This is a genomic window from Pinisolibacter sp. DMC19, assembly GCF_056313985.1.
The window spans coordinates 403,981-414,412 of the sequence record NZ_JBQUZF010000004.1; the positions used below are offsets into that span (position 1 = coordinate 403,981).

At 67.7% G+C, this 10,432-nt stretch carries 7 protein-coding genes; 2 read left to right on the forward strand and 5 right to left on the reverse strand.

The annotated features are described in order from the left end of the window. Positions 1-209: 209 nt before the first annotated feature. On the forward strand, positions 210-3,944 hold the full coding sequence (gene metH / locus ACT53U_RS13125) for a methionine synthase (protein WP_476155727.1): 3,735 nt from the start codon (positions 210-212) through the stop codon (positions 3,942-3,944). Positions 3,945-4,102: 158 nt separating this feature from the next. Next, entirely contained in the window at positions 4,103-4,696 is a 594-nt protein-coding gene (locus tag ACT53U_RS13130; RefSeq protein ID WP_476155729.1) for a hypothetical protein, read from the forward strand. A gap of 381 nt (positions 4,697-5,077) precedes the next feature. Here ACT53U_RS13130 and ACT53U_RS13135 read toward each other — a convergent pair whose 3' ends face one another. The 5 genes from ACT53U_RS13135 to ACT53U_RS13155 all read right to left on the reverse strand — a co-directional run bounded on the left by ACT53U_RS13135 (position 5,078) and on the right by ACT53U_RS13155 (position 9,778). Beyond that, a complete protein-coding gene (locus ACT53U_RS13135) occupies positions 5,078-5,785 on the reverse strand; it encodes an HAD family hydrolase (RefSeq protein WP_476155731.1) in 708 nt (235 codons plus the stop codon). Between the two features lie 2 nt (positions 5,786-5,787). After that, a complete protein-coding gene (locus tag ACT53U_RS13140; RefSeq protein WP_476155733.1) occupies positions 5,788-6,837 on the reverse strand; it encodes an ABC transporter ATP-binding protein in 1,050 nt (349 codons plus the stop codon). Between the two features lie 40 nt (positions 6,838-6,877). Continuing rightward, a complete protein-coding gene (locus ACT53U_RS13145) occupies positions 6,878-7,657 on the reverse strand; it encodes an ABC transporter permease (RefSeq protein WP_476155735.1) in 780 nt (259 codons plus the stop codon). Next, positions 7,654-8,544 carry an ABC transporter permease gene (locus tag ACT53U_RS13150; protein WP_476155744.1) on the reverse strand — a complete coding sequence of 297 codons (891 nt, stop codon included), beginning with the start codon at positions 8,542-8,544 and terminating at the stop codon, positions 7,654-7,656. The genes ACT53U_RS13145 and ACT53U_RS13150 overlap by 4 nt, the downstream gene beginning before the upstream one ends. A gap of 136 nt (positions 8,545-8,680) precedes the next feature. Next, the gene (locus ACT53U_RS13155) at positions 8,681-9,778 is read right to left on the reverse strand and encodes an ABC transporter substrate-binding protein (protein ID WP_476155736.1); all 1,098 of its coding nucleotides are present in this window, start codon (positions 9,776-9,778) and stop codon (positions 8,681-8,683) included. Between the last annotated feature and the right edge of the window lie 654 nt (positions 9,779-10,432).

A 10,432-nucleotide genomic window follows, 5' to 3' on the forward strand; every position in this document is an offset into this window, starting at 1 on the left:
TCTGCCATGTTCGGCTTCACCCTGAGGTGCCCGGCGCAGCCGGGCCTCGAAGGGCGAAGCCACGACGGGCAGTACCACTCGGCCCTTCGCCCTTCGAGGCTCGCTCTGCTCGCACCTCAGGATGAAGGGCCTCCGCAGGCCTCCGGGGAAGACAGCCTCGACCGGCGATCCGACCCGACGACGAGAATTCAGTTCAAGACGAGGAAGCCATGACCAAGCCCTTCAGCCACACCGCCGCCACCGCCGCGAAGCTCGCCGAGACGCTGGCCGCAATCGCCGCGGAGCGCATCCTCGTCCTCGACGGCGCCATGGGCACGATGATCCAGCGCCACGCGCTGGCGGAGGCCGACTATCGCGGCGCCCGTTTCGCCGACGCGGCGAAGGACCTCAAGGGCAACAACGACCTCCTGTCGATCACCCGCCCCGACGTGATCCGCGGCATCCATGCCCAGTATCTCGCTGCCGGCGCCGACATCGTCGAGACCAACACCTTCTCGGCGACGACGATCGCGCAAGCCGACTACGGGCTGGAGAGTGCGGCCTACGAGATCAACGTCGAGGGCGCCCGCCGGGCGCGCGAGGCCTGCGACGCGGCCTTCGCCGCCGATCCCTCGCGTCCGCGCTTCGTCGCCGGCGCGATCGGCCCGACCAACCGCACCGCCTCGATCTCGCCCGACGTGGAAGATCCGGGCTATCGCGCCGTGACCTTCGACGATCTGGCCGTCGCTTATGGTGAGGCCGCGCGCGGTCTCGTCGACGGCGGCGCCGACATCCTGCTGGTCGAGACGATCTTCGACACGCTCAACGCCAAGGCGGCGATCTTCGCCATCGAAGCGCTGTTCGTGGAGCGCGGCTTCCGTCTGCCGGTGATGATCTCCGGCACGATCACCGACCTCTCCGGCCGCACGCTGTCCGGCCAGACGCCGACGGCGTTCTGGTACAGCCTGCGCCATGCGAGCCCGTTCTCGATCGGCCTCAACTGCGCGCTCGGCGCCAAGGAGATGCGCGCCCACATCGACGAGATCAGCCGCGTCGCCGACACGCTGGTCTGCGCCTATCCCAACGCCGGCCTGCCCAACGAATTCGGCCTCTACGACGAGAGCCCGGCGGCGATGGCCGAGCTCGTCGGCGAGTTCGCCGCCTCCGGCCTCGTCAACGTCGTCGGCGGCTGTTGCGGCACCACGCCCGACCACATCGCGGCGATCGCCAAGGCGGTCGCCGGCCACGCGCCGCGCAAGGTGGCGGTGGTCGAGCCGCGCATGCGGCTCTCGGGGCTCGAGCCCTTCACCCATCTCCCCGAGATGCGCTTCGTCAACATCGGCGAGCGCACCAACGTCACCGGCTCGGCCAAGTTCCGCAAGCTGATCACCGCCGGCGACTATCCGGCGGCGCTCGCGGTCGCCAAGGAGCAGATCGAGGCGGGCGCGGCGATCATCGACGTCAACATGGACGAGGGCCTGCTCGACGGCGAGAAGGCGATGGTGACCTTTCTCAACCTCGTCGCCTCCGAGCCCGACATCGCCCGCGTGCCGGTGATGGTGGACTCATCCAAGTGGTCGGTGATCGAGGCGGGCCTCAAGTGCCTGCAGGGCAAGGGCATCGTCAATTCGATCTCGCTCAAGGAAGGCGAGGCGAACTTCGTCGAACAGGCGAAGAAGGTGCGCGCCTATGGCGCCGCCGTCGTCGTCATGGCCTTCGACGAGACCGGCCAGGCCGACACGCTCCTCCGCAAGAAGGAGATCTGCGCGCGGTCCTACCGCATCCTGACCGAAGAGGTCGGCTTCCCGCCGGAAGACATCATCTTCGATCCGAACGTCTTCGCGGTGGCGACCGGCATCGAGGAACACGCCGAATACGGCCTCGACTTCATCGAGGCGACGCGCTTCATCAAGACCGAGCTGCCGCATGCCCATGTCTCGGGCGGCGTGTCGAACCTGTCGTTCTCGTTCCGCGGCAACGAGCCGGTGCGCGAGGCGATGCACTCGGTGTTCCTCTTCCACGCGATCACCGCCGGCATGGACTTCGGCATCGTCAACGCCGGTCAGCTGGCGGTCTACGACGACCTGCCCGCCGATCTGCGCGATCTCGCCGAGGACGTGGTGTTGAACCGCCGGGCGGACGCGACCGAGCGTCTGCTCGAGGCCGCGCCGCGCTTCAAGGGCGAGGTCGGCAAGCCCCGCGAGGTCGATCTCTCCTGGCGCGAGGCGCCGGTCGCCAAGCGGCTGGAGCATGCGCTCGTCCACGGCATCACCACCTTCATCGAGGCCGACGTGGAGGAGGCGCGCGTCGCCTCCAAGCGCCCGCTCGACGTCATCGAAGGGCCGTTGATGGCCGGCATGAACGTCGTCGGCGACCTGTTCGGCTCGGGCAAGATGTTCCTGCCGCAGGTAGTGAAGTCGGCCCGTGTGATGAAGCAGGCGGTCGCCGTGCTGATGCCCTTCATGGATGCCGAGAAGGCGGCGGGCGGCGGCCAAGGCCGCTCGTCGGCCGGCAAGATCGTGCTGGCCACCGTCAAGGGCGACGTCCACGACATCGGCAAGAACATCGTCGGCGTCGTCCTCGCCTGCAACAACTTCGACGTGGTCGATCTCGGCGTGATGGTGCCGGCGGAGAAGATCCTCGCCCGCGCCGTCGAGGAGAAGGCCGACATCATCGGGCTCTCCGGCCTCATCACCCCGTCGCTCGACGAGATGGTGCACGTCGCCTCGGAGATGGAGCGGCAGGGCTTCGACGTGCCGCTCTTGATCGGCGGTGCGACGACCTCCCGCGTCCACACCGCGGTCAAGATCGACCCGGCCTACGACCGCAATCAGGCTGTCTACGTGATCGACGCCAGCCGCGCGGTCGGCGTCGCCTCGTCGCTGATCGGCGCCGACAAGGCGCGGGTCAAGGCGGAGATCTCGGCCGACTATGCCGCGATCCGCGAGGCGCATGCCCGCGGCGGGGCGGCGAAGGAGCGCGTCTCGCTCGTCGCGGCGCGCGAGGCGGCGTTCCGGCCGGACTTCGCGGCCCACGCGCCGGTGAAGCCGAGCTTCCTCGGCATCCGCGAGGTCGCCCCGTCGATCGCCGAGCTCGTTCCCTACATCGACTGGACGCCGTTCTTCGCCACCTGGGAGCTGATCGGCCGCTATCCGGCGATCCTCACCGACGCCAAGGTCGGCCCGGCGGCGAAGGCGCTGTTCGAAGACGCGCAGGCGATGCTGACGAAGCTCGTCGCGGAGGGCTCGCTCTCGGCCCGGGGCGTCGTCGGCTTCTGGCCGGCGCAGTCTGTCGGCGACGACATCCAGCTCTTCGCCGAGGAGAGCCGGCACTCGCCGCTGGTGCGTCTCCACACCCTGCGCCAGCAGATGGACCGCAAGGGCGGCGGCCGCGCCAATCTGGCGCTCGCCGACTTCGTCGCGCCCGTGGACGGGCCGAAAGACTGGATCGGCGCCTTCGCCGTCACCGCCGGCATCGGCGAGGCGGAGATCGCCGAACGCTATGCCCGCGCCAACGACGACTATTCCAAGATCCTGTCGCAGGCCTTGGCGGATCGTCTGGCGGAAGCCTTCGCCGAATGGCTGCACGAGAAGGTGCGCAAGGAGTTCTGGGGCTATGCCGCCGGCGAGACGCTGTCGACGGCCGAGCTGATCGGCGAGAAATACGTCGGCATCCGCCCGGCCCCCGGCTATCCGGCCCAGCCCGACCACACCGAGAAGGCGACGCTCTGGCGTCTGCTCGACCCGTCGCACCGCGCCGGCATTGAACTCACCGAGAGCTTCGCCATGTTCCCGGCCGCCTCGGTCTCCGGCCTCTACTTCTCGCATCCCGAGAGCCACTATTTCGGCGTCGGCAAGATCGAGAAGGACCAGGTCGAGGACTACGCGGCGCGCAAGGGCTGGGACCTCGCCACCGCCGAGCGCTGGCTGGCGCCGATCCTCGCCTACGTGCCGGGTCGGGGCTGAGGGCAGGGGAGGGCGTGAGGTCGGTGGGGTAGTCGCCTTAAGCGGCGTGGTGACTGCCGGCCTCGAACCTTGGTGATGGTGGCGGAGGCACGACGGGAATCGTGCCCAGCCATGATAAGTTGATGAAGGGAATCAATGCAGCCTGAAGGGGCGTAAAGATGCCGGCTGAGTTCCAATTTTGGCTCGAAGTAGCGAAACTGGCCATTCAATTGACGACGCCGGTAGTCGTCGTTTTCATCGGTATTTACATACATCGAGTTGCCAAGCGATTTGAACATATGCAATGGAGAAACCAGAAGCTCATTGAACAAAGGATCTCCGCGTACAACGAGATAGCCCCAAAATTGAACGATGTTCTTTGTTATTTCACATATGTTGGAAATTGGAAGAAATTCAATCCGCAGCAAATAGTTGATATGAAGCGTGAAATCGATAAGTCAATATACCTGTCATCCACCTTTTTCTCGGGTTCATTTTTCAAGAGTTGCATGGAGTTTCAGGACCTGTGCTTCGATACGTACAACGGCTGGCCTGCGGACGCACGGCTTCGGACCAAATGGGGGCGGCGCAGGGATGCCGCAGGTTCGGCTTGGAACACGGCTTGGGAAGCGTGTTTCAGTCCGGATGTGAGTGACGCAAAATGCATTCAGAATGCATATAATATGATCATGCGAGCATTCGCATCTGAGATCGGGGTCTATGAGGCGGACCGTGTTCCGGAACAGGCTTACGTTCCGCAGAATATTCACTGATCGAGGCCCGCTTCCGCCCACCCGACAACCGCCCGTGCCGCCGCCACAACCGTCATGCGCTCGCAAGGCGTGCAGTGGCGTGGTCCGATGGGGCATGTCCCGCCGCGTCGCCCTCCTCCTCGCCCTCGTACTCGCCGCCGTCGCCCTGCCGGGACCGGCCATCGCGCGGTGCGATCTGCCGGCCGATCATTGCTCGGGCTGCGGCTGCAAGGGCGGGCCGGGATGGCGGGAGAACGCGACCGGCCAGTGCGTCGGCTTCCGCGACATCGGCCGAAGGTGCGGCAACCCGCCGTCGTCGGCGCGCTGCATCTTCGAGAACGCGCCGGGGACCGGGGCCAATCGGGAATGCGCGCTGGCGCCGTCGAAACGGCGACCCCCGCCTCAGCCGCGATAGAGCAGCGCCTCGAGCGCGGCGACGTCGGCGATGACGGCGTCGGCCGAGCGGCCGAGGCTCTCGGCCGTGCCGGTGCCGGTGAGCACGCCGATCGCCATGCCGGCGCCGGCGGCCCGCGCCATCGCCATGTCGTGGTCGGTGTCGCCCACCACCACCATCTCGCCCGGATCGATGCCGGCGGCGGCGGCGAAGGCGAGGGCCTGACCGGGGCCGGGCTTGGCGCCGTGGCCGCTGTCCCAGCCGGAGGTGAAGGCGACGAGTTCGGCGATGCCGAACCGCGAGGCGAAGGTGTCGACGCTCGCGGCGTTGTCCGACGAGGCGATGCCGAGATGGAGCCCGCGCGCCGCGAAACGGCCGAGGATCGACGGCAGGTCGCCGACCGCCACCATGTCTTCGGCCCCGTCGAGGAACAGCCGGTCGAGCGCCGCGGCGAGCGACCGCGCCTCCCAGAGGGCTCCGGCGGCGACCAGCGCAGCGGCGATCTCGCCGGCGGACCCGGAAGCGATGATCGACGATGGTCCGACCGCCCGTCCGGTCTCGTCGACCCCGGCGGCATGGCGCAGACGCGCCTCGAGGCCGGTGTCGCCGCGGGCGGCCAGCGCGATCGAGCGGCGGTTGACCGGCGTCCACGACGCCGCGTAGTCGACGAGCGTGCCGTCCTTGTCGAAGAGGATCGCGCGGATCGCTCGCGCCATGGTCAGTCGTCCGCCACCACCAGCAGGTCTTCGGGGGCGAAGACCAGCCGCACGTCGCTCCCTGCCTTCGGCGGCTTGCGGCCGGGCGAGTTGAAGGCGTCGAGGGTGATCGACTGGGTCTCGAGCCGGACGCGGATGCGCACCACGGCGCCGAGGAAGTCGACCTGTTCGACGGTCCCGGCGATGCCGGTCTCGCCCGCGCCGAGCGTCACCGCCTCGGGGCGGAGCGCCACGGTGACGGTGTCACCCGGGGCACGGCCGTCGAGCCCGCCGGCGACCGCCACCTCGCGGCCGTCGAGCGACAGCAGACCGCCCTCGACGACCTTGCCCTCGAGCAGGTTCAGCGTGCCGACGAAGGAGGCGACGAAGCGGTTCTTCGGCCAGGTGTAGACCTCGAAGGGCGTGCCGATCTGCGCGGCGCGGCCCTCGTTCATCACCACGATGCGGTCGGACATCGACAGCGCTTCTTCCTGGTCGTGGGTGACGAAGATGGTGGTGATGCCGAGCTCGCGCTGCAGCGAGCGGATCTCCTCGCGCAGGCTGACGCGGATCTTGGCGTCGAGCGCGGAGAGCGGCTCGTCGAGGAGCAGCACCTGCGGCCGGACGGCGAGGGCGCGGGCGAGCGCGACGCGCTGCTGCTGGCCGCCGGAGAGCTGCCAGGGATAGCGATGCTCGAGCTGCGGCAGCTTGATGATCGCCAGCATCTCGGCGACCCGCTCGCGGATCTCGGCGGGGTTCTTCTTGGCGATCTTCAGGCCGAAGGCGATGTTCTGCCCGACCGTCATGTTGGGGAAGAGCGCGTAGGACTGGAACACCATGCCGACGTCGCGCTTGGCGGGCGGCAGATGCGTCACCTCCTCGCCGTCGAGCGCGATCGAACCGCCGCTCGCGGTCTCGAAGCCGGCGATCATCCTGAGGATCGTCGTCTTGCCGCAGCCCGAGGGGCCGAGGAAGGAGACGAATTCGCCCTTTTCGATCGCAAGATCGAAGTCGTGGACGACGGTCGTCGCGCCGAAGGCCTTCTTCAGGCCGGAAATCTCGATGAAGCTCATCGCTCCTCCGATCGGGCGGTGCGGGGGGAGGGCGCACGCGTCATCGTTTCGTCTCCCGGACGGTGCCGAAGACCTGGATCAGACCGAGTGCGGCCCAGGTGACGGCGAAGGCGATGATCGCCAGCGCCGCCGGCTCGTAGGCGCGGTTGGCGCCCACCAGCTGGAGGTAGGGGCCGAAGGCCGGTCGGTTGAGAAGGCTGGCGAAGGTGAATTCGCCGATCACGATGGCGAAGGTCAGGAACGAGCCCGAGAGCAATCCCGCCCGGATGTTGGGGAAGATCACCAGCCGCAGCGTCTCGAAACGCCCCGCGCCGAGGCTCTCGGCGGCTTCCGTCAGCGTGCGCACGTCGATGGCGCCCAGCGCGGTGTCGACCGAGCGGTACATGTAGGGCAGCGCCAGCGTGACGTAGCCGAAGGTGAGGAGGAGATCCGTGCCGAAGGACGAATCGGTCAGCGGCAGGAACGACTGCGAGCCGTACATCCGGAGATGGCCGAAGACGATGACGATCGCCGGCACCACCAGCGGCAGCAGCGTGATGAACTCGACGACCGGGCGCAGCATCGGCAGCTTGAGCCGCACCCAATAGGCGGTCGGCACGACGATCGCGAGGCCGACGACGATCGTCGCCAGCGCCAGCATCACCGAATAGGAGAACGAGGTCTGGAAGTTCGCATCGGTGAGCACGATGCGATAGGCCTCGAAGGAGTAGACGCCGCGCTTCAGCCGCAGCGAGAACTCGAAGGTGGCGATCAGCGGCAGCAGGAAATAGAGCGCGCCGATCGCGACCGAGATCCAGGGACCGAGGGTCGAGCGTTTCATTTCACCCACCTCTCGGCACGGCCGCGCAGCCAGATGTAACCGACGTTGGCGAGGCCGGTGATGACGATCATGCCGAGCGCCAGCGCGTAGCCGAGGTTCTGGTCGTGCAGAACGTCGCCGCGGATCTGGGCGTAGAGCAGGATGGTCACGATGTTGAGCGACGAGCCGGTCAGTGCATAAGCCGTCGCGACCGCGCCGAAGGAATTGGCGAAGAGCAGCAGCGTCGAGCCGAGCAGGCTCGGCCACAGCACCGGCAGCGCCACCATCCGCCAGTATTGCAGGTTGGAGGCGCCGAGATTGGCGGCGGCCTCGCCCCATTCCTTCTTCAGACCCTCGAGCGCCGGCGTCAGGATCAGCACCATCAGCGGGATCTGGAAGTAGAGATAGGTCAGCGTCAGGCCGGTGAAGCTCAGGAGCTTGAAGCCGGTGGCGTAGAGGTTGAAGCCGAACCACTCCATCAGCGCCCAGGTGACGAGACCGGTACGGCCCAGAGTCGCCAGGAACGCGAAGGCGAGCGGCACGCCGGCGAACTGCGAGGCGACGCCGGAGAAGGTCGAGACCGCCGGGCGCACCCAGGAGGGCAGGCCGCCCTGGACGATCGACTTGGCGAGGAAGAAGCCGATCACCGCGCCGCCCAGTGCCGAGGCCGCCGAGATCTCGAGGCTGATGACATAGGCCGCGACGATCGAGGGGTGCAGGAGGCCGGCGAGATTGGCCAGCGTGAGGGCGCCGTCCTTGTCCTGGAAGGCGCCGATGATCAGCACCCCGGTCGGTGCGATCAGGAACAGGCCGGCAAAGACGAAGAAGGGCACGACGCCGAGCCAGGCGAGCGGCAGACGCCACCCGGGCCGTGATTCGGCACTGCCGCGCGAAGGCGGGCGGGCCACGACGTCGGCCACCGCTGCGGGATCACTCAACAGACACGTCCCCCTTCTCGCGGCCGCGGACTTCCCCCGAAGCCTCGCGCGACCCGCGCGGATCGCGAGCGGGCGGACGGCATTCTCGCCGCCCGCCCGTTCGTCGTCACTTGCCGACGTTGGCGCCGACCACCGCGTCCCACTTGGTGGAGATCACTTCCTTGGACGTCTTCTGCTCGTCGAGCGTCGGGAAGACGGCCTTGGAATAGGCCTCGGCCGGCGGCAGCTTGGCCAGCAGATCGGCCGGGATCTTGCCCTTGGCGGCGAGGTCGGCGAAGCGGATCGGGTGGCAGTAACCCTTCAGCCAGCCGACCTGACCTTCGTCGGAATAGAGGTATTCCAGCCACAGCTTGGCGGCGTTGGGATGGGGCGCGTAGGCCGAGATCGCCTGGACGTAGACGCCGGCGACGACGCCCGACTTCGGGATCACGACGTCGACCGGCGGGTTGCCCTTGAGCGTGTCGCGGTCGGCGAGCGCGTTGTAGTCCCAGCGGATGACGATCGGGGTGGCACCCTGCGCCAGCGAGGCGGCCTTGCCGATCACCGGCACGAAGTTGCCCGCCTTGTTGAGCTCGGCGAAGAACTCGAGGCCCTTGGCGCCGATCTCGGCCGCCGCGGTGGCGCCCTTGGAGAGGCCGGCGGCGTAGACGCCCTGGATCGCCTGGTTGGCGACGCGCGGGTCACCGGCGAGCGCGACGGCGTTCTTGTACTCCGGCTTGAGCAGATCGGCCCAGTCGGTCGGCGAGGTCTTGACGATGTCCTTGTTCACCTCGAAGGCGAGGACGCCGTAGTAGTCGCCGGTCCAGAAGCCGTCGGCATCCTTCTGGTTCGCCGGGATCGAATCCCAGGTCGAGACCTTGTAGGGCTGGGTCAGGCCTTCGGCCTTGGCCGAGGGGCCGAAGGACAGGCCGACGTCGATGACGTCGGGAGCCTGCGGGCCCTTGTTGCCCTTGTTGGCCTTGATCGCCTCGATCTCGTCGCCCGAGCCCGCGTCGGGGTTCAGCTCGTTGATCTTGAGGCCGTACTTCTTCTTGAAGCCGTCGATGATGTCGCCGTAGCCGCACCAGTCGTGCGGCAGCGCGATGACGGTCAGTTCGCCTTCGGCCTTGGCGGCGGTCACGAGTTCGGCGCTCGGATCGGCCAGCGCCGGCCCGAAGGACGCGAGGAGGACGACTGCGGTGGAAGCGAGAAGACCGGTCTTCATGGGTTCGCCTTCTTTCGACTGCCCCGAGGGGACGAGGACGAGCGCCGCCGGATCCGTTCCGACGGACGCTCCTCGCCGGTCGCGGGAGGAAACTTCGGACGTCGGGAAATGCCCCGACGGATCGACCGAGTATCGCGCGGACATGACGGTTCGGTGTCGGTCGTGGATCGGCGGACTTCGCCGTCCCCGCCCGCTCGCCGAAGTCCGCCGGACGAAGCCCGCTTCCGTCGGCGTCACGAAACTGTCGCGCCGACGTCACGGAGGGACATCGAGCCACTGTGAGGGGCCTTCGGTCAAGGGGTTGATCGCGGAGTTTGCACGCCGAACGGCTCTGCCGCCGAAACGGGCACGTGCCCCTATCGACACGGGCGCCCGATGACATAGATTTCACTTCGCGAGGGCCCCGAAGCCGCCGCTCTCGCCACGCCGCCGACCTCGGTCCGCGGGCGCGCCGGAGGCTTTCCACCCGACCAAGGTCGAGCGGACGAATCCATGTGCGCGACGGTGAAAAGTGGCTATATACGCGCGACACTTCGTCACGCACTCCTATCCGAGGGAAGAAGTCGGTCATGTCGATGCTCGAAACCTACCGCGCCCACGTTTCCGAACGCGGCGCGCTCGGAATTCCGCCGCTGCCGCTGTCGGCCAAGCAGA